Origin of the sequence: Thalassospira xianhensis MCCC 1A02616, from assembly GCF_003326475.1 — a bacterium.
Classification (GTDB): Bacteria; Pseudomonadota; Alphaproteobacteria; order Rhodospirillales; family Thalassospiraceae; genus Thalassospira; species Thalassospira xianhensis.
In genome coordinates, this window is the sequence record NZ_JPWA01000006.1 from 92160 (window position 1) to 117593 (window position 25434).

At 53.1% G+C, this 25434-nt stretch carries 22 protein-coding genes; 11 read left to right on the plus strand and 11 right to left on the minus strand.

Annotated features, from left to right (window positions below; all coding sequences use genetic code 11):
* Nucleotides 1-143: 143 nt before the first annotated feature.
* On the plus strand, nt 144-1055 hold the full coding sequence (gene thpD, locus TH5_RS07215) for an ectoine hydroxylase (RefSeq protein WP_147250060.1): 912 nt from the start codon (nt 144-146) through the stop codon (nt 1053-1055).
* Between the two features lie 5 nt (nt 1056-1060).
* Here thpD and TH5_RS07220 read toward each other — a convergent pair whose 3' ends face one another.
* The 3 genes from TH5_RS07220 to TH5_RS07230 all read right to left on the minus strand — a co-directional run bounded on the left by TH5_RS07220 (nt 1061) and on the right by TH5_RS07230 (nt 3208).
* A complete protein-coding gene (locus tag TH5_RS07220; RefSeq protein ID WP_114121287.1) occupies nt 1061-1735 on the minus strand; it encodes a 5-formyltetrahydrofolate cyclo-ligase in 675 nt (224 codons plus the stop codon).
* Between the two features lie 133 nt (nt 1736-1868).
* Entirely contained in the window at nt 1869-2075 is a 207-nt protein-coding gene (locus TH5_RS07225; protein ID WP_007090786.1) for a cold-shock protein, read from the minus strand.
* Between the two features lie 683 nt (nt 2076-2758).
* Nucleotides 2759-3208, minus strand: coding sequence for a hypothetical protein (locus TH5_RS07230; protein WP_147250061.1), 450 nt, complete (start codon nt 3206-3208; stop codon nt 2759-2761).
* Nucleotides 3209-3986: 778 nt separating this feature from the next.
* Here TH5_RS07230 and TH5_RS07240 point away from each other — a divergent pair.
* Together TH5_RS07240 and TH5_RS07245 are read left to right on the plus strand one after the other, a co-directional pair.
* Complete coding sequence (locus TH5_RS07240; RefSeq protein WP_114121290.1) at nt 3987-5015, plus strand: GGDEF domain-containing protein; 1029 nt, start codon at nt 3987-3989, stop codon at nt 5013-5015.
* Nucleotides 5016-5190: 175 nt separating this feature from the next.
* Complete coding sequence (locus tag TH5_RS07245; protein ID WP_114121291.1) at nt 5191-6225, plus strand: hypothetical protein; 1035 nt, start codon at nt 5191-5193, stop codon at nt 6223-6225.
* Nucleotides 6226-6310: 85 nt separating this feature from the next.
* Here TH5_RS07245 and TH5_RS07250 read toward each other — a convergent pair whose 3' ends face one another.
* The gene (locus TH5_RS07250) at nt 6311-6628 is read right to left on the minus strand and encodes a hypothetical protein (RefSeq protein ID WP_114121292.1); all 318 of its coding nucleotides are present in this window, start codon (nt 6626-6628) and stop codon (nt 6311-6313) included.
* A gap of 85 nt (nt 6629-6713) precedes the next feature.
* Complete coding sequence (locus TH5_RS07255) at nt 6714-7337, minus strand: LysE family translocator (protein ID WP_114121293.1); 624 nt, start codon at nt 7335-7337, stop codon at nt 6714-6716.
* Nucleotides 7338-7964: 627 nt separating this feature from the next.
* Here TH5_RS07255 and TH5_RS07265 point away from each other — a divergent pair.
* From TH5_RS07265 to rodA, 7 genes are all read left to right on the plus strand, one after another.
* Nucleotides 7965-9515 carry a 2-isopropylmalate synthase gene (locus tag TH5_RS07265; RefSeq protein WP_062959257.1) on the plus strand — a complete coding sequence of 517 codons (1551 nt, stop codon included), beginning with the start codon at nt 7965-7967 and terminating at the stop codon, nt 9513-9515.
* Nucleotides 9516-9631: 116 nt separating this feature from the next.
* The gene (locus tag TH5_RS07270; protein WP_114121343.1) at nt 9632-10534 is read left to right on the plus strand and encodes an alpha/beta hydrolase family protein; all 903 of its coding nucleotides are present in this window, start codon (nt 9632-9634) and stop codon (nt 10532-10534) included.
* A 182-nt stretch (nt 10535-10716) separates the two neighbouring features.
* Nucleotides 10717-11757, plus strand: coding sequence for a rod shape-determining protein (locus tag TH5_RS07275; RefSeq protein WP_007090779.1), 1041 nt, complete (start codon nt 10717-10719; stop codon nt 11755-11757).
* A gap of 124 nt (nt 11758-11881) precedes the next feature.
* Nucleotides 11882-12865 (plus strand): rod shape-determining protein MreC, encoded by a 984-nt coding sequence (mreC, locus tag TH5_RS07280; RefSeq protein ID WP_062952620.1) that lies wholly within the window; start codon nt 11882-11884, stop codon nt 12863-12865.
* Nucleotides 12862-13377, plus strand: coding sequence for a rod shape-determining protein MreD (gene mreD / locus TH5_RS07285; RefSeq protein ID WP_062952621.1), 516 nt, complete (start codon nt 12862-12864; stop codon nt 13375-13377). Before mreC ends, mreD begins: the two co-directional genes overlap by 4 nt.
* A 152-nt stretch (nt 13378-13529) precedes the next feature.
* Nucleotides 13530-15449 (plus strand): penicillin-binding protein 2, encoded by a 1920-nt coding sequence (gene mrdA, locus TH5_RS07290; protein ID WP_062952622.1) that lies wholly within the window; start codon nt 13530-13532, stop codon nt 15447-15449.
* Nucleotides 15450-15453: 4 nt separating this feature from the next.
* On the plus strand, nt 15454-16617 hold the full coding sequence (rodA, locus tag TH5_RS07295; protein ID WP_062952623.1) for a rod shape-determining protein RodA: 1164 nt from the start codon (nt 15454-15456) through the stop codon (nt 16615-16617).
* 13 nt (nt 16618-16630) lie between these two features.
* Here the strand turns inward: rodA and TH5_RS07300 are convergent, their stop codons facing one another.
* The 4 genes from TH5_RS07300 to TH5_RS07315 all read right to left on the minus strand — a co-directional run bounded on the left by TH5_RS07300 (nt 16631) and on the right by TH5_RS07315 (nt 20508).
* Nucleotides 16631-18079, minus strand: coding sequence for a GGDEF domain-containing protein (locus TH5_RS07300; protein WP_114121344.1), 1449 nt, complete (start codon nt 18077-18079; stop codon nt 16631-16633).
* A gap of 50 nt (nt 18080-18129) precedes the next feature.
* Nucleotides 18130-19257, minus strand: coding sequence for an ABC transporter substrate-binding protein (locus TH5_RS07305; protein ID WP_114121295.1), 1128 nt, complete (start codon nt 19255-19257; stop codon nt 18130-18132).
* 132 nt (nt 19258-19389) lie between these two features.
* Nucleotides 19390-20133 (minus strand): glycerophosphodiester phosphodiesterase, encoded by a 744-nt coding sequence (locus TH5_RS07310; RefSeq protein ID WP_062952625.1) that lies wholly within the window; start codon nt 20131-20133, stop codon nt 19390-19392.
* Nucleotides 20134-20322: 189 nt separating this feature from the next.
* The gene (locus TH5_RS07315) at nt 20323-20508 is read right to left on the minus strand and encodes a hypothetical protein (protein WP_082824839.1); all 186 of its coding nucleotides are present in this window, start codon (nt 20506-20508) and stop codon (nt 20323-20325) included.
* Between the two features lie 299 nt (nt 20509-20807).
* Here TH5_RS07315 and TH5_RS07320 point away from each other — a divergent pair, with 299 nt between their 5' ends.
* Complete coding sequence (locus TH5_RS07320) at nt 20808-21959, plus strand: M24 family metallopeptidase (protein ID WP_114121296.1); 1152 nt, start codon at nt 20808-20810, stop codon at nt 21957-21959.
* A 68-nt stretch (nt 21960-22027) separates the two neighbouring features.
* Here the strand turns inward: TH5_RS07320 and TH5_RS07325 are convergent, their stop codons facing one another.
* The gene (locus TH5_RS07325) at nt 22028-24463 is read right to left on the minus strand and encodes an ATP-binding protein (protein WP_114121297.1); all 2436 of its coding nucleotides are present in this window, start codon (nt 24461-24463) and stop codon (nt 22028-22030) included.
* Nucleotides 24464-24542: 79 nt separating this feature from the next.
* A complete protein-coding gene (locus TH5_RS07330) occupies nt 24543-25427 on the minus strand; it encodes a phytanoyl-CoA dioxygenase family protein (RefSeq protein WP_114121345.1) in 885 nt (294 codons plus the stop codon).
* Nucleotides 25428-25434 lie beyond the last annotated feature (7 nt).

Here is a 25434-nt window from a genome sequence, read left to right on the forward strand (position 1 = left end):
TTTCCGATATCGGCAGTCTTCGACCGGCCAAGAAGATATTTTGCCATTAAGGGGAACCAGCCGCCGTGTTTTACGTTGGTGGTCATACGATCTGTGACAAATCACAGGCAACGAATGCACATTTGGCAACAAAGGAGCATGAGATGCTTACCGATATGTACCGATCCCGTCACTGTTCACGTCCGACAATCATCGATCGTGTTGATCCGGTAATCTGGTCCGATCATGGCCATTGCCCGATGATCTCGGCCGAGGATGAGAAATTTTACGAAAAGAACGGCTTTCTGTTTCTCAAAAATGTTTTCAGCGAAAAAGAAGTCGCCGAGCTTCGCCGGGAAGCTGATCGGGTTGAAAATTCGGATCCGACCGATGATGAGGTTGTTTCAGAACCGGGCAGCAACGAAGTTCGCAGCGTTTTTCGCGTCCATGATAAAAGTGACGTATTCGCACACCTGATATCCGATGACCGGCTGGTCGCGATCGCCGAACATTTTCTGGATGACGATGTTTACATTCATCAATCGCGGGTCAATTTCAAACCGGCTTTCAAGGGCAAGGAATTCTTCTGGCATTCGGATTTTGAAACCTGGCACACCGAAGACGGCATGCCGCGCATGCGTGCCTTTTCGATGTCAATCACATTGACTGATAACTCGGCCCATAATGGCCCACTGATGCTGATCCCGGGATCGCATAAGCAGTTCATTTCCTGCGTCGGGGAAACGCCCGACCAGAACTATAAAAGCTCGTTGAAAATACAGGAAATCGGCACCCCTGATCAGGATAACCTGTCGCAGATGGTCGACGAGAACGGGATTGTCGCGCCGGTCGGCCCGGCCGGGTCGGTTCTGATCTTTGATTGCAATACACTGCACGGGTCGGGCAACAACATTACCCCCTACCCGCGATCGAACCTGTTTTTCGTTTATAATGCGATGTCAAACCGGCTGGTTGCGCCATTTGGCGGTACGAAGCCACGCCCGAACTTTCTGGCAACGCGAGAGAATATTGTTCCGGTACGTAACGGCCGGCACAAAATACAGGCCGCCGAATAGTCCGGTCAGGAAGACAGGAAACAGGGCGGCGACGATCCTTCCGCCCTGTTGACATCGCCAGTTGCCTTTTCGGTTACCGGGCGCATGCCCGCCTCGGTCAGGATGATGTCAACCGGGATGTCGTATTCATGCGGAAAAATATCGGCAAGACACGTGGCTTCAAACCCGACGCCGATGACAAGCGGGCGAACCGTCATCGCGGCAAGTGTCCGATCAAAAAATCCGCCACCATATCCCAGCCGGTAACCGCGACCGTCAAACCCGACAAGAGGCGCAACCATGACATGGACCGGTACCATCTTGGTCCCAACTGGTTCGGGGATACGGGCAAACCCCGGCGCCATTCCTGTTTTCTGCGTCCAGTCATGAAAAAACATCGGCTGCGCCTTGCCCGGGACGACCGGCAGGGCAGCCTTTCCACCCCGTTCGATATGATCACCAATCACCGGGCGCAGATCGATCTCATTCTGGATCGGCCAATAAAAGCCGACCGTCGCTTTTGGCCGCTCATTCAGAATGACCGCCATTCCTTCGCAAACGGACAAGGACCATTGTTTATGGATGGCGGGATCAATCCCGCCCCGCCATGCCAGCAATTCCTTGCGCACAATCTTGCGCCATTCAGATATTTTGGCATCGTCTGAATGGCTGGGAGGATCGGGCAAGCGGATCGGGCGCATGGGGCGTAACCTGATGGCGATGTTTGAAACGGGCGCAATAGACAAGTTTAACGCAAAATGGTCCTGAAACGAATAACGCGCCGGAGACCGGCGCGTTAACGGTTGTCAGCAAAAGCTGCAATCCAAAATCAAATTACATGATGGAGAGTTCTTCTGCCGACATGCGGCCGTTACGACCTTCAATCAGCTCGAATTGAACCTTCTGACCCTCATCAAGTCCCTGCAGACCAGCACGCTGAACAGCGGTGATGTGCACGAATGCATCCTTGCCGCCTTCGTCCGGGGTGATGAAGCCATAACCCTTGGTCGCATTGAACCACTTAACCGTTCCGGTAGCCATATCCGTAGTCGTCCTTAGTTTTGGTAATCGCATTTCCCAAACCCGGAAAATGCTTAGGTTGCGTCCCTGCATTATACCTTCAGTGCAACCTGACAGCCCTCAACCAGAAGGCAACCACGCAGCCCGAAGATACACTGCATCGTTTCAACAATTACGCGAATTTCGGCCTTCACGCAACGAATTCATGTTTGAAGTTCTTTATTCAACGCTGATGGTTAGCCGGTATTTCGCGAATATTGCTTGCTGATCAGCGGTCAACTCTTGGCACAACCAGATCGCGCCGGGAGGTCCATTGATTTCAAACGAATTTTTAATTGTGTTCACACCTGTGACAGCAAGCCGCGCGAAGGCAGACTGATCCCCGACAGGGGAAAACCCCACAAAGCAAGGATTCCTCTTGGTTTCAGATAGATCGCACAATATTCACCGCATATGCGCGAGACAGGGGATCAGTAGCGGTCACTAATCACAGCAAATCTCTCAAAGGGGCGAGCTCGTTCAACTTGATCAAGCCAACGGTAACTGGCCACGAAGCGCCTAGCCCCTCATCCGTTGCACTAAAATTAACTGTGAACATTTTCACAATTCAATGCACATTCAGGTTGTTTTTAAACGCTTACTTACACGTAAAAAAGCAATCGCTGTGCCGATTCTCCGTCACCGGCCAACGCCCGATAAGACGATCAAAGTACCGGAGGATAACTTTCAAAGGGTTCTGAGATCGCCCCTTCACGGTCGCCCGCAGAACGGATTGTCCGGACACGCTGATCAAACTGGCCAAGCAGAAAACTGGCATAATCCGTGTCATGGCAAACGAAACCAAGTCTAACATGAACAATCGGAGGGATCGGAGCCGCTATCAAACCCTGTTCATCTTTGTAACGCCCATCATGGGCGATGAGCCCATCGATGCGCCCTTCAAGCAGCAGTTTTTCCCCTTGCTCCAGACTGCGCATCCCATAAAATTCGATCCTGCTGTCATAGGGAACCGATACCGGTGGCAAATTGGCAAGATGCCCGATCAGAAGACTGTCACGAGCTTCAGGATCATCTCCGCGCCGGATATAAAGGATCAGATCAAACGCGACATGCTCGCTCGCAGTGATCGCCCCCTCCAAAGGAGGCCGGGACACGCAAAACCACACAATCAAGCTCTTTACTGTCGAACATCTCGATCAGACGATTGTATGGGATTCCGTCATTTAGATGAAATTCGGGTTGCTCTATCATCGCCTGAAAGAAGGAGCGCTGCGTTGTGGTCAGAGACGCCTTCCACTCCTCGGCCAACTGGATTGTGATGCCGATCTCAAGTCGAGACTTGTCATGGTCGGCAAGACTTACCGTCGGCACAAATCCCGCAGTGAAAAAGGCAAAAGCGAGGATACGGGAGAGTAGCGGACAGATCATTTTCAACCAAAGCGCCCCAATGCGTTCGTGGTTGCCTCGATATGGCGCTTTGAGTATTCCTATTCAAGAGATCGGGCCAAAGTGCAAGGTCGAGAAATCGTAGCCAGATTTTCGATTTCACTCGCCCGCTACATTCCGAATCACGTGACACTCGAAATAGCGTTTCGTTGGTCGCATTTGCCAATATCTGACGCCACTTTCCCGCTCGCAAAAAGCAGATACATGAAATTGAGATATTCAACCGACTGAAACAAATGCCTGTAGCCGTTGGGGTTTTCGGCATCACGCATGAATCCCGTTACGCATGTTCGATTTTGTCATGATTTGGAACGCGGTTTCTCGTGACAAGCCGATGCAATTCGGTTGAAGATAGAAATAAATGTGTAAAACGCAGCACACAGCCACAACATATAAAAAAAGAGCAAGCCGGAAAATACCGGATCTGTTGGGACACAAGCAGTTAGCAAAAAAGGTTAAGCCGAAGACCGGATCGGAAAACATAAATTGACTGCTACGACAAAGATCGCCAATCCACGCGACATTGCGCACAATGTCATGACGCTGATAGCCGAGTTGAATCTGCAGCCTACGCCGCAGGTTTATCACGTATTTTACAGCTATTTGACCGACGAGATTCCAGAGCTAAGCCAACTGATCAAGGTCTTGATACGCAACACTCAGGAATTGGACGAAGAAACCGTTTTCCGGATTTACCACAAGTTTCTTGGCGCACATGCCATGCAGCAGCGCCTGAATCTGGGGGTTGAAGGATTGCAGGCCGCGGTTGAGCGCGTCGAGGAAGCCGTTCATAACGTTATTCGCGAAACAGAAGGTTTCTGCGAGCATCTGGACAATGCTTCCGACCAGCTAAGCGCGGATGATGTTACGCTTGAAGTTGCCCGCGACGTAACGCGCGGGCTTTCAAGTGCCACGCGGGATGCACATGGTCGTTATAGTGAATTCAACGGATGTCTTGACGAGTATCACAACGAAGTTCGCAGGGTTAGAAGTGAACTGGAACTGGTACGACGGGATGCCCTGACCGATACATTAACCGGCATTGCCAACCGCAAGAATTTTGATGCGTCGCTTCGCGATGCGGTGACCACGACGATGGAAACCGGTGCACCGCTAAGCCTTTTGATGATCGATATCGATCACTTCAAAAATTTCAATGACAGTCACGGGCATCGCGCAGGCGATGGCGTCTTAAAGGCTGTGGCGCGCGTTCTGGTCAATTCGACAAAGGGTGCCGATACCGTTGCGCGGTACGGTGGCGAAGAATTTTCTGTCATTTTGCCGGACACAACAGCCGAGAATGCCGCCAAACTTGCCAACAAGTTGCGTGACAATGTTTCAGGTCAAAGAATTATCAATAAGAAAACCGGTAAGGATTTCGGGAAGTTAACCGTTTCAATCGGCTTGACGTCTTATAAGCTTGGCGAGAATATACTGGAGTTTGTTGACCGTGCCGATGGCGCCCTTTATCAAGCCAAACAGGAAGGCAGAAATACCTGCATTATGATACAGTGACATATCAGTCAGGTTGAAACCGGAAACAAAGCACCATTCCCAAACGACCTTGCCGGTATGAGAATATGGACACTACCAGTCCCGGACCTGCTGCGATAAACTGAATGTCTGTGCGTTATCTTAGAACTCAGACGAAAAATCACACGCGCAGCGCCAATCCGGGCGGAGCAAATAAATGAACAAACCGACGCGCGAACGGAAACTGGATCTTGAACACAAGGTCTTTAAATCGTTCGAGGAATGCCATTTCCAAAAGTCCGACCTTTCGGACGAGGCTCTTTTTGTCCTGAAGATGGCCGAAGGATCGGTTGTATCCCTGCCCCTTAAAGCGGTGTGCAAGGAATTCGGGATTGACCCAGACTCAAATGACGGCGAGTTGATCGGCCTTGTCGACAAATCACTGGATTTCGTTAATGTACTGCGCCCCGGCGATGATTTACCGCTGGAGGTCCTAACAGGCGAAGCATCATGGGACGTGGACGAAGACCACCGTGCGATCGCGTATAACCGCTTGACCATGCAGCTTGTCACCTGGATGTCCGGGAACGAGGAACTGATTACGGATCCCGAACAACTGATGCAGATCGCCGAAGACCCTGCGACCAAGAAAAAGATCAACCAGGCTTTTGATGAAGTCGCCGACAAGCTCAATATCGGCCGTGAAAATCGCGAAGAAGTCGTCAATCTGGTTCATCAGGTGGCCGAGGAACTTTCCTATGTCGAAACGCTGCGCGACAAATATCGCAACGTCAAAAAGATCGACCGGAAACTGCAGGAATTGCGTCGTATCTACGCCCACGAAAAAGGTGTTCTGGAGACTGTTACACAGGTTATCCGCCTGATTGACGACGCGATGAAAAAGTTCGAAGGCAGCTTTGACGAGATTGACGCCAATACCGGCGAAATCATGTCGGTCCTGCGTAACTTCACAACGCAACGGCAATATATCCGCACCAAGCGCGACGATCTTTATCGCCGTCTCCGCGCGTGGGAGCCGCTTTTTGAACGCTGGGAAACCATGGAACTGGAACGTGGGGCAGCAGCTGTACGTCTGGTGCGCGACACCTACCAGTTCCTTGCGCCACGCTTCATGAAGGTCAAGGAATGGCTGATGATGACCAAGGTGCAGGACGGAATTGCCGCAGGCCAAAGCTTCAAGAATGAAGATGAACGCATGGGGGCTCTCAAAGGCAAGATGATGCAGTGGTAACAGCCGTTGCTGTCCTCGCTTGTGGGCATCGTAAAATGCAAAAGCGCAGCATCTGCTGCGCTTTTTGTTTTGGGTATTCCCGCCCCTATTGCTTCATGATTTTAAGCGCCACATGGCCATCAATCATTGTTATCGACTTTTTCGAGGATGCCGGCACGGGCACGCGGACATCAATGCAATAGGCAATCAGTGCTGCCGCCAGTTCGGCCCCCGCTGCCGGGACGATAATCGGATCACCATGATCGGCAATGATGTTGAGCCGCGCTGCAATTTCAGGCGATTTTTGAATTTCAAGCTTTCCGATCTGACCGGGCGGCAAAGGTTTTCCGGTGCGGCGACGATATCCGACCAGCGCCTTGATGAGTTCGCTTTCCTCGAAAATGATACAGCGCAACTCGCGCATGATGGCTCTTCCTGCAAATAATTCTATACAACGATATAGGGCAGGATAATCCGACTTTAAAGAGGTTTTACAAACAAATAGCCCCTTAGCTCGAAGCCAGCCAGATCCCGACGCCGATCATCAGCGTCCCGGCGATCCGGTTAAGGACACGAACATTGCCGCTTTTTTCGAGGAAGTGACGCAATGACCGTCCGCCAGTTGCGTAAAGCGTCATGCAGATCAGTTCTGTCACCAGAATGATTGCCACCAGCACTGAAAGCTGCGGCGCTATAGCATGTTCAAGGCTGATAAAGGGCGGCAATAAAGCCACCATAAACGCCCAGCCCTTCGGATTGGCAATTGCCGTCACAAACCCCTGAGAGGCAAGCGTGAAAGGGGTCGCAGGGCGCGAGGCATCGACTTCAGCGCTAAATGCCATGCGTCCACGCGAACGCCACATCTGAATACCAAGCCATGCCAGATAGGCCCCGCCGACATACTTGAATACCGAAAAGACGGCCGGATATTCCAGCATTATTGTCGCAACACCGAGGGCCGAGGCCACCACGACAATGCCAACGCCCACAAGTTCGCCCATCATCATCCAGACGGTACGGCGCACGCCAATCGTCATCCCCATGGTCAGCGCAAGGGTCATGCACATCCCTGGCGTAATCGAGACAAAAAAGGCCGTCGGGATAAAGGCCCCGATCAAAGACAGGCTTACCATCGTGTATATCCGTAAGTTGGTGGCGGCACTTGATACGAAACGTTATCGGAAATTGTCTGGGGCATTTCGCATCAATCACACAACAGATAACCAAGAATTTGAACACTTCAAGCGCAATCTTTGGCATGGGAGACCTGCAATTTGCGGAACTGATCAATGTCCCTTTATCCCATGAGGCAAGGCCCCGGACGGGTCTGTGGAAATCCCATCACGCTAATTTCCACCCTTAAAAGCACATCAAAGATACAAAAATTACTTGACCTAGACGGGCGGTCCTACGAAATTGGGTGCGTCGCCAGCACAGCCTGGCACTTCGATACCATTTGATGAAGACCGATGACCGCAGACATTTGCAACATTCCTGCAATTGCCGATCGCTTCGAAGCTGATGCTCCGGGCGGTTTTGTGCTGTCTGCTGTAAACCTAATTCTCGGTCTCCTTGGTCTCGCAGCGCTCGGGTCGCTACGACTTACCCGCCCCTGAGCGTACGAAGACGGTTCGGATCACCCAAAAAGTCGATCCATTTACCGCAGCTCAGGGGAACAAGTCGCGCCACAAGGCCCGCACTCTTTCCAAATTGAAGTTTCAAATTTCGGGCAAAGACCCGCTTGATCAGGAATTACTGTAATGGCTAGTGCTAACGACAACCGCGTCATCATTTTCGACACCACCCTGCGCGACGGCGAACAGTCCCCAGGTGCGTCGATGACGCTGGATGAAAAGCTGCGTGTGGCACACGCATTGGCAGAAATGAAAGTCGACATCATCGAGGCAGGCTTTGCAATTGCATCGAATGGCGATTTCCGGTCCGTCAATGAAATCGCCAAACAAATCAAAGGCCCGACAATCTGTTCCCTGGCACGTGCTGCCAAAGGTGACATCGAACGTGCCGCCGAGGCACTGGAGCCGGCAGAAAATAAACGTATTCACACCTTCATTTCCACAAGCCCCCTGCATATGAAATTCAAATTGCAGATGGAGCCGGAACGCGTTCTGGAGAAGGTGATTGAGAGTGTGACGCTGGCGCGCAAATTCACTGACGATGTTGAATGGTCAGCGGAAGACGGGTCGCGTACCGAGCACGACTTCCTGTGCCGTTGCGTCGAAGCCGCGATTGATGCAGGTGCCACCACCATCAACATCCCGGACACCGTCGGCTATACCACGCCAACCGAATATGCCGACCTGATGACCATGCTGTTTAACCGTGTACCGAATATCGACAAGGCCATCCTGTCGGTTCACTGCCATAACGATCTGGGCATGGCGGTTGCAAACTCGCTGGCGGCTGTCCATGCCGGTGCTCGCCAGATCGAATGCACGATCAACGGTCTGGGCGAACGTGCAGGCAATGCGGCACTCGAAGAAATTGTTATGGCGCTGAAAACGCGCAACGATGCCTTCCCGTATGAAACCGGAATTGATTCAACCAAGATCATGAATGCGTCGCGTCTGGTGTCGGCCGTGTCGGGTTTTGTCGTCCAACCGAACAAGGCCATTGTCGGGGCCAACGCCTTTGCCCATGAAAGCGGCATCCATCAGGACGGCTTCCTGAAGAATTCCGAAACCTATGAAATCATGAAACCGGAAAGCATCGGCCTGAACAAATCAAGCCTGGTCATGGGCAAGCATTCCGGTCGGCATGCCTTCAAGGAAAAGCTCAAGGAACTGGGCTTTGCCGATCTGGGCGACAACGCGATTGAAGACGCATTTGCCCGCTTCAAGGAGCTGGCCGACAAAAAGAAAGAAGTCTATGACGACGATATCGTCGCACTGGTTGATGACGGCATGCGCGATAACGAGCATATCAAGTTCGTGTCGCTGGCGGTCACCTGCGGCTCCAAAGGTCCGCAAACCGCTGAGCTGGAATTGGACGTAAACGGCGAAACCCGCACCGCGAAAACCGTCGGCGACGGGCCGATTGATGCGACATTTAACGCAATCAAGGCGATTTACCCGCATGACTGGAAACTGAAACTCTATCAGGTTCATGCAGTGACCGAGGGAACGGATGCACAAGGTACCGTTACCGTCAAGCTTGATGGTGAAGACCGCACCGTGGTTGGCAACGCCTCAGACACCGACACGGTGGTTGCGTCCTGTATGGCCTATGTTACAGCGGTTAACAAACTGATCGAAAAAAGCCAGAAAACCGCACCGGACGCCATGGCATCCTGATTGCTGTAATCCGGCCTTAAGATCAAGGGGTGGCAATTTGCCACCCCTTTTTGTTTGAACAGTCCAATACAGTCATTCCGTGATACAATGCGGCGTCAATCCGAAGAGGACAGATGATGACCCAAAACCCTGTTCTTCCGCGTCATCGCCGATATGTGCCCCTGTATCTGTTTATCCTTTGCGCCGTCAACTTGGCGACGCTGGTGACACCTGCCCATGCGGCGTCGATTGATACCGCAGAGAAAGTCGATATTCCGGCTCAGCCCTATCCACGAAGCGGATTGCGTCAGCGGCTGATAGATGCTGGCAAAAACATTCCCGCGGTCGATACCAGTCTGCAATTCGATATTCCGGGTCTCTATTACCCGCCTGCAGATACAAACGGTAAAACCGCCGCGGTGATTGTCGTTCCTGATTGTGATGATCGCTTTCCCGAAGACTGGATCTCAATCCTGCATGATGCCGGGGTTGCGGTACTTCGCATATCACCCGGACAAGCCCACCCGTCACAAAGCTATTGTACGGCCGGCACGCTTGATAATCCGAAACATGGCGTAACCTATTGGGCATTTGATGCGCTCAGCGCGCTTGACTATCTGGTGGCTCAAGATGGCATCGATCCGGACCGGATTGCGATTTTCGGTTATGGATATGGGGCAGCGGCCGCCCAATTTGCGATCTATCGGCACGGTCATGCCAAACGTTTTGATCAACGGTTCGTTGCGATGGTGGGACTGCGTGCCCAATGCATGTCGGAAATGGATAATTTCGTTCCGGCCCTTCTGGTGACGGTGAAGGGGGATCGGCTTAATCCACCGGCATGGTGCCAATGGCGCATGGATCGCGATCTGCGTCCGGACCGCGAACCAGTAATGTTTAAAATGCTTCAAAGCGACGAAACGCCTGAAAAACAAGCGACTCGCAAATTTCTGAAAGTAGAAACAGGACAGGACACAACAGCCCTGATTCTGGATTTCTTGCGTAAAACTGGAATAATTCTCAAGGGTGATAAACCTTGAATGAAAACGCCAACTCCATATGGCGGATCATCTTTTTGCATCTTATTTCAAGACTTCTGACGCGTCTTAATTATTCCTCAATTCCCTGAGCAGATTATTCGTGCATCGACTGGCGCGTTACGCTATCAAAGCCGGTACATTCGTATTCAAGATTTTACTATTAACCGGGGCATAGGGCAGGAATGTTTTCCAAGCTTCTTGGGGTTTTATCCTCCGACATGGCGGTGGATTTGGGCACCGCCAACACACTGGTTTACGTCAAAGGGCGTGGCATCGTCCTTAACGAACCATCCGTGGTAGCCATCACCGACGAAAAGGGCAAGAAACAGGTACTTGCCGTTGGGGAAGAAGCTAAGCAGATGCTCGGGCGTACGCCCGGTTACATTCAGGCCATTCGCCCGCTGCGCGATGGCGTGATTGCCGAATTCCACATCGCCGAAGAGATGATCAAACACTTTATCCGTAAAGTGCATGGCCGTCGCAACTTCGCAAGCCCGGAAGTCATCATTTGCGTTCCGTCTGGCTCGACCGCCGTTGAACGGCGCGCCATTCAGGAAAGTGCTGAAAGTGCCGGCGCCCGCAAGGTCTGGCTGATTGACGAACCGATGGCCGCCGCCATTGGTGCCGGTCTTCCGGTGACCGAGCCGACCGGCTCGATGGTTGTCGATATCGGTGGTGGCACCACCGAGGTCGCGGTTCTGTCGCTTGGCGGTATCGTTTATGCCCGTTCGGTACGTGTTGGTGGCGACAAGATGGATGAGGCGATCATCGCCTATATCCGTCGCACCCATAACCTGCTGGTCGGTGAAAGCACCGCAGAACGCATCAAAAAAGAAATCGGCTCGGCCTGTGCGCCAGACGATGGTGATGGTGCGACAGTTGAAATCCGTGGCCGTGATCTGATGAATGGCGTTCCGAAGGAACTGATCATTTCCGAACGCCAGATCGCAGAAAGCCTTGCAGAACCGGTTTCCGCCATTATCGAGGCGGTTAAAGTCGCCCTTGAACAGACCCCGCCGGAACTGGCAGCCGACATCGTCGACAAGGGTATCGTTCTGACCGGTGGTGGCGCGATGCTTGGCAATCTGGACTATGTCCTGCGTCATGCTACCGGCCTTCCGGTTTCGATTGCCGACGATCCGCTGTCCTGCGTTGCGCTGGGTACCGGTCGTGCACTCGAAGAAAAGAAGATGCTGCGCAACGTGCTGCACACCGCCTACTAAAGCGAAATGGCAAAAAACATCTCACCGGGTCATGTCCTGACTGGACGCGACTCGGTGATTTCGTTAAGGTTGAATATCCCACGGGGATTTCGGGACAACTTTCTGATCTAATGCGGGGAATATAGTGGCTCAGCATGGCGGTCCGCAGCAGCGTATTTTTTCGCCGTTACGTACGGCGCTTCACCGCTTCGCCTTCATTCTTCTGATCGTTTCTGCATTCGGCCTGATGCTTCTGGGTAAGGCCGATACGGTTCTGATCGAACGGATACGGGCAGCTTCGGCAGACCTGGTTTCGCCGATCATGAATGTTGTATCCCGCCCGGCAGCCAGCATTAACGAGCTGACCGAACAAGCCACCAACCTGTTTAATCTTTACGAACAGAATGAGCGCCTGCGTCGCGAAAATCGCGAATTGCTGGCATGGCAGCAGGTTGCCCGCAATCTGTCGCATGAAAATGCGCGTCTGCGCGACCTTGCCGGCTACACCAGCCCGCCTCCCTTGCGTCTTGTAACCACACGCGTGATTGCCGATATGGGCGGTGCCTATGCACATAGCCTTATGGTATCTGCCGGTTCGCGCGACGGCGTATCCAAGGGACAGGCTGTGATGTCCGACGAGGGACTTGTCGGTCGTGTCGCCGAAGCCGGGTATCAGGCGTCGCGTGTTCTGCTAATCACGGATATCAATTCGCGCGTGCCGGTGATTGTTGAAAATTCGCGCGATCGCGCATTCCTGTCAGGTGACAACACAGACCGTCCGCTACTGACCTTCCTGACGGCCGATGCCGCCGTTGCACCGGGGGATCGCATTCTGACATCCGGCCATGGCGGCGCATTCCCGCCGGGTATTCCGGTTGGGGTCGTGTCGTCGGTTTCGGAAAATGCCGTACGTGTCGCACCATTGTTCCGCCGCCACCAACTTGAATATCTGCGTGTTGCCGACTATGGCCTGCAAGGGATCCTGAGTGATCAGGCAATTCGTCGTAACGAGATGCAAAGTGACGGCGTTATCCCCAACGGCGTTGGTATTGTGCCCAATGACGGGAATGATACGGCAACAGACATGCCGACGGCAAACCCTGCACAGCCTTCGGACCAACTTCCGTGAAGCCCGGTGTCTGGCACAGGCTGGATATCATTGCGCGAGGCCTGTTTCCGGCATTCAGCGTTTTCATTCTGCTGTTGCTCAATTTATTGCCGGTAAGCGTACCATTGCTGAGCACCGCGTCACCTGCCCTGCCATTAATGGCGGTCTTTTACTGGTCAGTAAACCGACCGGATCTGCTGACGGCATTAACGGCATTCTTTCTGGGGCTCTTGCAGGATTTGCTGACGGGGCTGCCGCTTGGTGTCAGTTCGCTGGTCCTGTTGCTGGTACAGACAGGATCTGCCAGTCAGGGACGCTTTTTCCATAACAAGCCATTCAGCGTGATGTGGTGGGGCTTTGCATTGGTGGCGATCCCGGCACTACTCGTGCAATGGCTGTTGAGTTCTGCGCTGATCGGGGCGTTGTTGCCGATCAAGGCAACATTGATTAGCTATGTATTGACGGCGGCACTTTTCCCGCTGGTTGCGTGGGTTCTGGCGCGTGCGCAAAATACGCTCCTGCGCCATATTTAGAACTGCGGAAACCGGTCAATATTGATAATTTGGCAATAGCTGGCGGCTATGCTGGAAAGACAGTTTTCAACAAGCACCGCACAGGATAAAACGGGCATACAAGTTTCCCGAATTCCGGCGGAGCAATCCGACCAACAGGTTTGACGACGCCTATGTGGCACCGTGACTCAGACAGATTTCGCATGTTTACCCGCCGTGCCCTTATGCTCGGCGCGGGACAGGGTGTATTGCTGACCGGTCTTGCTGCACGCATGTATTATCTGCAGGTGATGGAAAGCGACCGCTACAGGGTGCTTGCGGACGAAAACCGGATATCGCACCGCCTGCTGCCGCCACCGCGTGGTTTGATTACCGACCGATTTGGCGCGCCTGTCGCGGTCAACCGGCAGAACTATCACATCATGATCGTTCGCGAACAGGCGCAGGATGTGCGCCGGACCCTGGAAATCCTTGACCAGATCATTGAACTAGGGCCCGATACGATTGAACGTGTTGAACGCGATGTTGCCCGCAGGCGATCTTTTGTGCCGGTAACGGTCCGCGACAATCTGACATGGGAAGAAGTCGCCCGCGTTGGGGTCAATGCGCCTGACCTGCCCGGCCTTATCATTGATGCCGGTCGTTCCCGTGATTACCCCGAAGGACCACATCTGGCCCATACACTGGGCTATGTTGCCGCCGTTTCGGAAAAAGAACTGACCGGTGATCCGTTGCTTGAACTGCCGGGTTTCCGGATCGGTAAAAACGGTATTGAAAAGATTTATGATCTTGCCCTTCGCGGCAGTGCCGGCACCAGCCAGGTAGAAGTCAACGCATTGGGACGCGTGATCCGCGAACTTGACCGCGAGGAAGGCGACAGCGGCAGCACCGTTGTCATGACCCTTGACCTTGAATTGCAGCGTTATGCCAATCAGCGCCTGTCGCGCAAGGAAAGCGCTTCTGCCGTCGTGATGGACATCCACAATGGCGAAGTGCTTGCGATGGCATCACACCCGACATACGACCCGAATGCTTTTACCAATGGCATCTCGCACAAGCTTTGGAACAGTCTGGTCAATAACGAATATTCACCGCTGTCCAACAAGGCAATCACCGGCACCTATGCGCCGGGCTCGACATTCAAGATGTGCGTTGCCCTTGCCGGACTTGAAGCAGGTGTCGTTACCGCCAATCAGCGTTTCTTCTGCCCCGGTCATCTTGATCTTGGCAATGCGCGGTTCCATTGCTGGAAACGTGGCGGGCATGGCTGGGTCGACATGCATGACTCGATGAAACATTCCTGCGATGTCTATTATTACGAAATTTCGCAAAAAATCGGGATCGACCGCATTGCTGCCATGGCCAACAAGCTTGGCCTTGGCGAATTGACCGGTATTGACCTTCCCAACGAACGTTCCGGCCTGATCCCAACCAAGGACTGGAAGGAAATCCAGCTTGGCAAACGCTGGCAGGGCGGGGAAACACTGATTTCATCAATCGGTCAGGGTTATGTTCTGGCAACGCCACTGCAACTGGCGACCATGGTTGCGCGCATTGCATCCGGGAAGGCCGTGAAACCGCACCTGACCCGCGACCACGTCACGCCGGAAGGCATCACCAGCCGCCAGAATGAAGAATTTCCGGAACTGCAGGTCAACCGCGCCAATCTGGCGCGCATCCGTGACGGCATGAATGGTGTAACCAATGAATTGCGCGGAACCGCGCATCGGTCACGCATCGACATCAAGGGCATGGAAATGGCTGGCAAAACCGGCACCAGCCAGGTGCGCCGCATCACAATGCGCGAACGACAGACGACCGGGGTTCTTGATAACGATGAACTGCCGTGGAAATACCGCGACCATGCGTTGTTTGTCGCCTTCGCACCGGTGGATAATCCACGCTATGCGTGCGCGGTTGTCGTCGATCACGGCGGATCGGGTTCCGGCATTGCCGCTCCGATTGCACGTGACATCCTGCTAAAGGCGCAGGAACTGAAATCCGCCCGCCCTGGTATTTCGGCGGCCAATATTGCATCGACCGCAGAATTGCTGCATCCGGCACTGCGCGACCGCGACGAAGAAGAAGGCTAGAAACATGGCATCGCGCAGATACCGTATCGGCGAAGATCCGGATTACGTGCCAATTGGCCGTCGCCTTCTGATGCTGAACTGGACGCTGGTGATGCTGATCGCGGCCCTTGCCGGGATCGGATTTGCCATGTTGTATTCTGCCGCCAACGGATCGTTCGAACCATGGGCAGAACGCCAGATGATGCGATTTGCCGTTGGTGCAGCCTTGATGATCGTCATTGCGGTTACAGATATTCGTGTCTGGCTAAAACTCGCCTATTTCTCCTATTTCGTTGCGCTGATCCTGCTAATCGGTGTCGAAATCAAGGGCGATATCGGCATGGGGGCGCAACGCTGGATCAATCTTGGCTTCTTCCAGTTGCAGCCTTCCGAACTGATGAAAATCTCTCTGGTGCTAGCCCTTGCGCGCTATTTCCATGGTCTGACCGTAGAGGAAACCGGGCGTATCCCGCTTCTGGTTCCGCCTTTGTTGATGGTTCTGGCTCCTGCAGCACTGGTGTTACGCCAACCTGATCTGGGCACGGCTCTTTTGCTGATCGCGGGCGGCGGTGTGATCTTCTGGCTGGCTGGTGTAAGGGTCTGGAAATTCGCCCTGATACTTGGTGCGGCTCTGGCAATCATTCCAATTGGCTGGCAGTTTTTACGCGACTATCAAAAAAACCGTGTTCTGACTTTCCTTAATCCCGAAAATGATCCGCTTGGTGCTGGCTATCATATCACACAGTCAAAAATCGCTCTGGGGTCTGGTGGCTTGTTTGGCAAGGGATACATGCTTGGGTCGCAAAGCCACTTGAACTTCCTTCCCGAAAAACAGACGGACTTTATCTTTACCATGCTGGGTGAAGAATTCGGTCTGGTTGGCGGGCTGGCATTGTTGCTGCTTTACACCATGGTGATCATGTATGGCTATGTGATCGCCCTGCGTTGTCGCAACCAGTTCGGTCGTCTGGTTGCCATCGGGATTACATCGACATTCTTCCTGTATGTCTTCATCAATATCGCGATGGTAATGGGTCTTATCCCGGTGGTGGGTGTGCCCCTGCCGCTCGTGTCATATGGTGGCACGGTGATGATGACCATTCTCGTCAGCTTTGGCTTGCTGATGAGCGTTTCAATTCACCGCGATATACGCATTTCCAGACAGGGTAATGACGACGGTCGGCAGTAACGCCAGTCTGTCCTCAGCTTTTTACCTGCACTGATAAATGGGACAAATCGGCAAACGTACACCGGTTCCGGCCGGTTTCCTTGGAACGATAAAGCGCCTCATCGGCCAGCGAATAGAGAATATCTGCCAAATCCGAGTTTTCGCGTGACTTCAGCAATGCCACATCGCGGGCAATCTCAGCATCCATCTTTGCAATCGCTGCCTGCGTCGGCAATGATATCACACCGAAACTTGACGTATAATTCAAATGCTTGCCGCCAAAGGCAACCGCGTCCTGCTCGAGTGAAGCACGAAGGCGTTCGGCAAGGATCATAGCCCCTTCCTTCTCTTCCCCCGGAAGCAGAATGGCAAACTCTTCGCCACCGAGGCGGGCGGGAAGGTCAATATCGCGCAGGCTGCGTTGCAAAAGTTTCGACAGGGATGCCAGAACCGCGTCGCCTGCCTGATGCCCGTATGTGTCGTTCAAAAGTTTGAACTTGTCGATATCCAGCAAAAGGATGCTCATCGGCGTGTCGCGACGTTTCCAGATCGACAGGTTTTCTTCCAGACGCGTCATGAAAACACGCCGGTTGGCAAGACCTGTCAGCGGGTCCGTCGAGGCCAATACTTCAAGTTTGCCCATAGCATCATTAAGTTCACGCGTCCGGCTTTCCACCCGTGCTTCAAGGTTTACATTCGCATCAAGCAAATCGTCACGCGCACGTTGCAATTGGCCGATTTGGCCACGGATCATACCAAAAAGGCCAACCGTAACCGATCCCAGCAACTGCACTTCATCGTCATGCCGGTGCATGGGGGGCATTTCAAACGGGTGCTTAACATCCGTCGGGTCCGATTTGACGATGTAATGCGCGAGCTTTATCAACGGCCGGGAAAAAACAAAGTAACTGAGTGCGGCAAACACCACAGCCATGGCTACGGCGAACACCATGTTCGCCAGAAATGACCACGCAGAACGGGACATGAATACAGTCACAAAAACCTGCGGATTAAGTTCGACGACCATCATCCCGACCGAGCCGGAGGATGGTCCCGTATCCCCCGGCAACAGGATTTCACGTGTCTGCAAACCGCCAAACAACTGTTCGGCCCACCTCGAAACCGGAATTTCCCCCGTTGCCCGTTTGCGCTGATACAGAACCGAACCGTCCTCATTTGTGATTGTGACTTTTGAAACGGAACGCTGCACCATCATGCCGCGCACGATTGCCTCGGCAAGATCGGTGTCCCTCTTTGTCACCGCCTCGTTAGCAACAGGTACACTGCTTTCAAGAACACGTTCATTGGCCTGTCGATAAACATCGCCAATCCAGCGATAATCGCTGACAATCTGGAAGGCGGTAATGATAAGGCCAAGCAATATCGCGGCAAACAGGGAATATTTAAGCTGCCTTGCAGCCACCGAACTGCCAAGCTTCAGTGCAGACAGGTCCTGCGCTTTCTCATTTCCTGTCTTGGACACGCCTGAGCCTTTCTGTTCCAGCCATTTTATCCAGTGCAAGGCCACTGGTTTCAATCCCGTTTCGATACCGGGCTTAGCCCCTTGATCCCGAACTGATAGTCTCTTTGTTCCGGGTTGTTGACAAGACTGAACCGGGAAAAATCAATTTTGTCCCAGTCGCGTTCCCCAAGTACACGTTGGTAGACTTGCAGGTTTTCTGGCGTTACGGCCTGCATTCTGAAGAAAACTTCGGGGTTGTCCCTTAATCTTTCAACACCTTCGAGATAGTCTTTTAGCAATACCATGATCCATGCACCGGCCAGAAAATGCCCGCCATGTGTCATGGTCATTTTGCCCGCAGCAACGCTCTCAAGCCCTTCGGTCGACCAGTTCAAACCACCAACGAAAACATCCTGCCCGGGGATTTTTCCAGCTTCTTCTATCGCCTTGATCGCACCAAGGGCAATGTTATCGTTTGCGGCCCAAACCGCGTCAAGACAACCGTCGGTCGCAAGCCAGTCGGCCGTACGACGATAAGCCTCCTCGAAAGACCAGTTGGCGACAAGACGACGCTGTTCACGCAAAACCGGATATCGTTCAAGTGCGGTATCAAGCCCGTCAATGCGCAGCAGGGAGGCCGGTGTAACGCTGTCACCGGTCAGTGACAACAGACAGATATTTTCAGGCATCCGGCCCCTATTGGCATCGCGTGCCGCCGTAATCAGCGATTGGGCAATTTCAAATCCGGCACGTTCGTTATCGGGGACAAGGGTGGCGATCCATGTCGTTAATTCCGCCCCTGGCCGACCATATCGCTTCTTCTGCTCTTCTGTCAGGTCGTTCAGCAACATCAGAACCGGTATACCGCGTTCCTGCGCCTCAAGCACGATACGCGTCCCCTGCTGATGTTCGTTGACCGCGATAATATAGTCGGGGGGCGGATTCATCGCAAAAACGCGATTGGCACTTTCGGCCATCATCGCCCAGTCACGGTCGCTATCGAAAACGGTCAGTTGAAAGCCGAACTGGTCGGCTGCCGCCTGCATGGTATCGCGGACATCTTTCCAGAAACCGCGATCCCCATAGCCGGGATTGATAAAGGCAATATGCGGCTCGGCCAAATCGTTTGCCCCGCTTGCCTCGGCGCGCGCAGCAACAAAAAGCAGGCACAATACGGCGAGCCAACATCCAAGCCTCAAAGATCATTCCCCCGACACTGGTCACAGGACTTTGGCGCCGTGTTAGCACGACGACCGCCCGTTTATATTCAGTGCCGCCGCAATAACCAATATTGCCGACAAGGTCAAATCAACTAAGCCCATACGTAAGGATCAGGATGCCAGCCCCGCCCCATCAAAACGCAACAGGACTTCCTGCTGAACCGCCCGGAAAAGTGCCGCATAGTCAAGATTGACATAGTCGATCTGCCATTCAACAAGATTGGCAAAAAGTTCGGCATTCGGCGTATCGATGAAGATCATGGTCTCAAGACCGCGCCGCTTGGCCTCCTCGATCGCTTCCCGGGTTACATTTTCTTCCAGAAACTCGAAGATATGCGCCTGTTCATGGTGGATGGCGTGCTCCAGCGAGCCGGCCACATGAAGCTGGACATTGCGTTTCAAATCCGGGGCAATCCGGCGCAAGTCGGTGCGGATGTCGGCGGAAAAGGAACTGACAAAAACGTCATTGCCGAACGCAAAATCATCCAGCATATCCACAACCCGGCCCGCATCCGCCTGCTTGATCTCGCAATAGATTTTAACACGCCCCTTCAGGCGACGCAGAAAGTCGTCCAGTCGTGGAACCGGTTCACCGGCGAAAGCCGGACTGAACCACGAACCGGCATCCAGACGGTCAATTTCCGCACTTGTCATTTCTGCGATCACACCGGTACCGTCAGTTGTTCGGTCCACAGTTTCGTCATGCATGACATAAAGAACATTATCCGCGGACTGATGCACATCGAACTCGATATAATCCGCCCCGGCAATAATCGCGCTTTCGGCGCTGGCAAAGGTATTTTCGGGCGCGTTGAGACTGTCACCACGGTGATAAACAAGTTGCACTGGCTTCACGGGACCCTCCATATGGCTCGGTTCGCCACAAGGAAGGTATGCCGCACGTCTGGCAACGGGCAAGCTTGAAGGGCAAATTTAACCTTACTGTTACCTTGCAAAGCGATGTTGAGATGCCATCGGACACAACAAAACATCACATCACCGCAAAAGCGTGATGCTGATTGATCTTGGCAAACATGCACAGGCCTATCTTATGTCGCGCAACGCCCGGGCCAGTTCATCGGTCGACATGTCTGCGCGGTTCTCTATTCCATGCTGTTTGGCAAGGTAATAAAGATCATCGCGACGCCATTTTTCATAGGCCGGTTCGAACTGTCGGTCTCGCGGTGACGTTCCTGGTGTGGTTCTAGAAAGTTTCTGATAGCTAGCCACTTTTGCCTCCTGAGGGGATGGTCTTAAGCGGAACTGGCATTGGGCTATTACAAAGCCCTTTATGACACTGCCATTACATTTGATGTGGGGCGCAATGACAGAATGTCTATGTTTTCGAATAAAATTTACTGATTTCCCCGGTAAAATCATGATCTGAAACGGGAATTTTCTACCGGGCTTGAGGCAATAAATATAATTTATCAATAAAACATCATCGGATCGTAATTTTTACTATTTCCCGTTCACGGAGTTTGTTAGCGTCATCGGCAAATCAACAATCACGATCAGGGAATATGCCAATGGCATTGCATTTTGAACGCGCAGAACTGGCTGCCCGCCGGGCAAAAACGGTTACCAGCCTCGAAGCTGCCAGCTTGGACGGCCTGCTGATGTTTCGTCAGGAAAGCATGTTCTATCTGACGGGATATGACACGTTCGGCTATGTCTTTTTCCAGTGTCTGTATCTGGGGGCTGACGGGCGTGTGGCCCTGATTACCCGCGCGCCCGATTTGCGTCAGGCACAGCATACATCCGACATTGATGACATTCGTATCTGGGTTGATGGTCCGGATATTAACCCAGCCCTGCAACTGCGTGATATGCTGGCCGAATTTGGCTGTGGCGGCAAAAAGCTTGGGGTGGAATACGATGCCTATGGCCTGACGGCTGCCAACGGCAAAAAACTTGAGGCCGCCCTTGACGGTTTCTGCACGCTCACCGATGCATCCCGTCTGGTATCAGAACTGCGCGTTGTAAAAAGCCCGGTCGAACTGGATTATATCCGCACCGCCGCCAGCCTTGCCGATGATGCGTGGGATGCCGCCCTTGAAACCGTCCATGCCGGTGCCTTCGAAGGCGATATTCTTGCCGCCATGCAGGGTGCAATCTTCAAAGGCGGCGGGGATTATCCCGGCAATGAATTCATCATTGGCGCCGGGCGCGATGCCCTGCTGTGCCGTTATTTTACGGGCCGCAAGCATCTGGCGGATACCGACCAGATCACTCTGGAATGGGCAGGTGCCTATCGGCATTACCATGCCGCGATGATGCGCACCATTCCGGTAGGCAAAGCAACATCACGCCATGTTGAAATGCACAAGGTCGCAACCGATGCCATGGCCGCCTGCCGCGAGGCGCTTAAACCGGGTGATCCGATCGGCAATGTGTTTGATGCCTATGCCCGGGTTTGCGATGCAGGCGGCATGAAGGCCCACCGCCTGAATGCATGCGGTTATTCAATGGGCACGACCTTCGCGCCGAACTGGATGGACTGGCCAATGTTCTATCACGGCAATCCGGTGATTGCCGAACCGGGCATGGTGTATTTCCTGCACATGATCCTGATGGATAGCGATAGCGGCATCGCCATGTGTCCGGGACATTCTGTCATTGTTACGGAAACCGGGAATGAGGCGATCTCACGCCATCAACTGGATCTGATCATACGCTAAATCACCACAGTGACCGACCGGGAAGAAAGGCCGCGCAGATAAAGCGCGGTCTTTTTCATTTGCGAGAATCAGTCTTGCAAGGCTTTACGCATGGCATTGGCGGTGTCCTCGGCAAGACGGTCAAGTTCGGCAATCTGGTCGTGAATTGCCGTATCAAAGTCGCCGTCATAAAGTTCGAGCCTGCGTGCATTCGCAGACAGCTTTTCAGCAGCCAGATTTGCCGCCATTCCCTTGATTGTATGTGCAGCACGGCGAAGCCTTTCGCGATCACCATCTGTGATCGCAGCCATCATCTTTTCGCGTTCTTCCTGATAGGATGCCGGTAGCAGATCAATCAGGCTTGCCATCTGATCCGCACCCAATGCACTGCTCATTTCATCAAAGCGCATCTTGTCTATCAGGTTCATCTTGGTCTCTTTGGCTGAAATGTTTTCGACAACCGGCTTTGGCGCCGGCTGTTCCAAGGTTAAATCAGGTATAGGATTTACGGCCTCGGCGAGATCAGGAACGCGCGTATCCAAAACAGCGGGACGGGAAACACCGCGGCTTCTGAGGAAGCGCAAAAGCACACCATAAAGCCTGCGTTCTTCAACGGGTTTGGTCATGACTTCATCCATTCCCGCAGCCAGAAAATCGCGATGCCGGTCGCTGAATGCTTCGGCAGTGACACAAATGATTGGAATGCGCCCCCCCCTGGTGACACGTTCCAGTTCACGAATATGACGGGTCGCACCCTCTCCGTCTAGAACCGGCATATGGGCATCCATCAGGATCGCGTCATAGGAATTGTTCTGGAAGGCATGCACCGCCTCCCGACCATTTGGAACAATATCGACGACCAGTCCGTGACGCTGCAACAAGCCGCGGATCACATTGGCATTGATCTCGTTATCCTCGGCAACAAGAATGCGACGGCCAGAAAGCACACTGTCACCATTACCCTCGGCAATCTGGCTGCCACCTTGCGCATGCAGTTCCGATTCCCGGGCTTCGAACGGCAGCCAAAGGTCAAATCGCGTGCCCTGTCCCTCGGCACTATTGACGGTCATAAAACCACCCATCAGCTCCGTCAGACTGCGCGCGATCGAAAGCCCAAGCCCCGTTCCGCCATATTGACGCATCGTGGAATTATCGGCCTGACTGAAAGGGGAAAATATCTGTTCCTGTCGGTCCCGCGGGATACCGATGCCGGTATCGATAACCGCGAAATGGTATACTTCCTCGTCCGAAATCAGATGTCGAACACGTTCGGGTACAATTTCCTCGTGCGTGACTTCCAGTCTCACGGATCCCTTACGGGTGAATTTGACCGCGTTTGACAACAGGTTCCAAAGGATCTGACGAAACCGGACCTCGTCACCGATAAACATTCGCGTTGCCAAGGCCACATCATCGCAATGCAGGGAAAGGTTCTTTTCGCGCGCCATATCGGCAATCGCACGAAACAGGTCATAGGTGATATCGGATGGGTGAAACGGTCGTTTTTCCAGTTCGACGCGACCAGCCTCGATCTTGCTCATATCAAGGATATCGTTCAAAAGCGCCATTAGCGCCCGCCCCGACGAAAGGATCGCGCTGACCCGTTCCTTTTGCGCATCGTCAAGTTGGCTTTGCTGTAACAGTTGCGCCATGCCCAGAACACCATTTAACGGAGTTCTGATTTCGTGACTCATCGTGGCAAGGAATTCGCTTTTGGCAGAGCTTGCCTGAAACGACTGGCGATAATGGCTGCGCAGTTCCAGCAACATGAAAGCCAGCGCGCAACTGTAACTGATCAGGCGGGACGGAATGATAAAGCGCGCAACAATATCGGCATTTTCCGGCCCGAAGGCAAAAAACGCCAGATGATTAAAACATCCGATCAGAAGCGCGAAACAAAACAAGGCTTCGGAAAGGGTAAATCGGTAATGGCACCGGACCAGATACCCTGCGGCACAGGCAAAAATCATTACCATGGTCGGAAACAGGATCAGGGTACTGATATTTTGCAGGGCACCGCCGACATCACTTGAAACATCGGGCAAGAGCCAAACCAGAAATGCCAGAACGGCACAGCCTGCCACGATCATTCCCGGTACCAGTCCCCATACCTGATCATTACCCGGCCTGTTTTCCTGGCGGTTCGCGATATACCAACTCATAAGCACCAGCGAGAACGAGCCAAGCCGTAAAACAAGGATCAAAAGACCGGTAAAGGATCCAAGTGCCTGCTCCTGCCCCAGAAGGGCGCGACCATACACAAGATTGGGAATACCCAGAATATCGCTGAAAAGAAGCAGTCCCATCGAGGCTGCGACATACAAAATCTGTTTGCGCTTGGTGATGTCAAAAACAATCCAGCCAATGCATATCGACAACAGTGCAATAAACTCGACAACCACCAGAACAGAAATGGTAATTGCTGAAACCAGATCATCGTCAAGAGACGTGAAAAACAGAAAACCAGGGCTGATGATACAAAACGCAAGAAACGCGATACCGATAAGGCTCAGCATCTTGGGCATATTGGCATCGACCCCGGTTCTGGTCTTTTGACCGTTGTTAGTGTGCCATCACGGCAATTGGAACAATATCCCTGCCAAGTCACGCCCGACCCGAAAGTTCGACAATAATGTCGTCGACCCATCGCAGGGTATTGTCATCCATAAATTGCATATGCCGGTATTTTGCAAATTGCTGCACAATCAGTTCAAGCCGTTCACGAAAGACCGGTGGCTGCTCCAGATCAAGCAAACGATCCGCCATCGGATCGAAAGCAGCATTCTGGAACTCAAGCGACAGACTAATCCTTGGTTCGCTGGCAAAAGCACTTGCCCGTCCCCCCCAATGATACAAATCCTGTCGCCACCCCATTACAGTCCCCGGCCCGGCTGGCAATGCCCGAACGTCTTGCAAAGCCACATCTTCCGGTTTAGCAACCGGCTGATGATAACACTTTTCGAATGAACGCGGCAATACGTACATACAGCCGTTATCAGGGTTTGCAATGCCCAATGGCACCCAAAGCGACAGACTGATCAGCATGTCATCGCCGATTGCACTCTCCCCCTGATAATCGCGATGTGGGGGCCATCCACGCCCGTCCTCCCCGGGATTGACATGCCAGGCCCAAAAATGCGGAAGCAGCTTAACCCGATCCCCCAGGAAATGGTTCAGCAACGGACGAAGTCGCCTGAACACCTGCCACGCCTCGTCATAAAGATAGATCATCGCAGGTGGCAAGCCATTCGCCACCAGGTTTTCGATCCCGGCCCGCAAATCCGTAAGGCTATCAACGGGCAAGAGGTCCCTGATCAGAAAATACCCATCTTCCCAGAACCGCTCCGAATGGACCGCACCGTCAAACCCGCCTTGATCGGCCCCGATTGGTGGCACGTCCCCGATCCGGGTATCATCGCCGGAAATTGTCAATTGCGGATTGATCGAAAGCCAGCCTGCGCGTTGGCAGGCTTGAAATGCGGTTATCATGGCGGAA

What these genes read in the sequence shown, in the direction of transcription:
- TH5_RS07250 (WP_114121292.1), bottom strand. Translation starts at nt 6,628, where the DNA reads ATGCGCGAGTTGCGCTGTATCATTTTCGAGGAAAGCGAACTCATCAAG.
- TH5_RS07245 (WP_114121291.1), top strand. Translation starts at nt 5,191, where the DNA reads ATGAACAAACCGACGCGCGAACGGAAACTGGATCTTGAACACAAGGTC.
- TH5_RS07225 (WP_007090786.1), bottom strand. Translation starts at nt 2,075, where the DNA reads ATGGCTACCGGAACGGTTAAGTGGTTCAATGCGACCAAGGGTTATGGC.
- TH5_RS07320 (WP_114121296.1), top strand. Translation starts at nt 20,808, where the DNA reads ATGGCATTGCATTTTGAACGCGCAGAACTGGCTGCCCGCCGGGCAAAA.
- rodA (WP_062952623.1), top strand. Translation starts at nt 15,454, where the DNA reads ATGGCATCGCGCAGATACCGTATCGGCGAAGATCCGGATTACGTGCCA.
- TH5_RS07265 (WP_062959257.1), top strand. Translation starts at nt 7,965, where the DNA reads ATGGCTAGTGCTAACGACAACCGCGTCATCATTTTCGACACCACCCTG.
- TH5_RS07220 (WP_114121287.1), bottom strand. Translation starts at nt 1,735, where the DNA reads ATGCGCCCGATCCGCTTGCCCGATCCTCCCAGCCATTCAGACGATGCC.
- TH5_RS07275 (WP_007090779.1), top strand. Translation starts at nt 10,717, where the DNA reads ATGTTTTCCAAGCTTCTTGGGGTTTTATCCTCCGACATGGCGGTGGAT.
- TH5_RS07325 (WP_114121297.1), bottom strand. Translation starts at nt 24,463, where the DNA reads ATGCCCAAGATGCTGAGCCTTATCGGTATCGCGTTTCTTGCGTTTTGT.
- TH5_RS07270 (WP_114121343.1), top strand. Translation starts at nt 9,632, where the DNA reads ATGACCCAAAACCCTGTTCTTCCGCGTCATCGCCGATATGTGCCCCTG.
- thpD (WP_147250060.1), top strand. Translation starts at nt 144, where the DNA reads ATGCTTACCGATATGTACCGATCCCGTCACTGTTCACGTCCGACAATC.
- TH5_RS07330 (WP_114121345.1), bottom strand. Translation starts at nt 25,427, where the DNA reads ATGATAACCGCATTTCAAGCCTGCCAACGCGCAGGCTGGCTTTCGATC.
- TH5_RS07255 (WP_114121293.1), bottom strand. Translation starts at nt 7,337, where the DNA reads ATGGTAAGCCTGTCTTTGATCGGGGCCTTTATCCCGACGGCCTTTTTT.
- mrdA (WP_062952622.1), top strand. Translation starts at nt 13,530, where the DNA reads ATGTGGCACCGTGACTCAGACAGATTTCGCATGTTTACCCGCCGTGCC.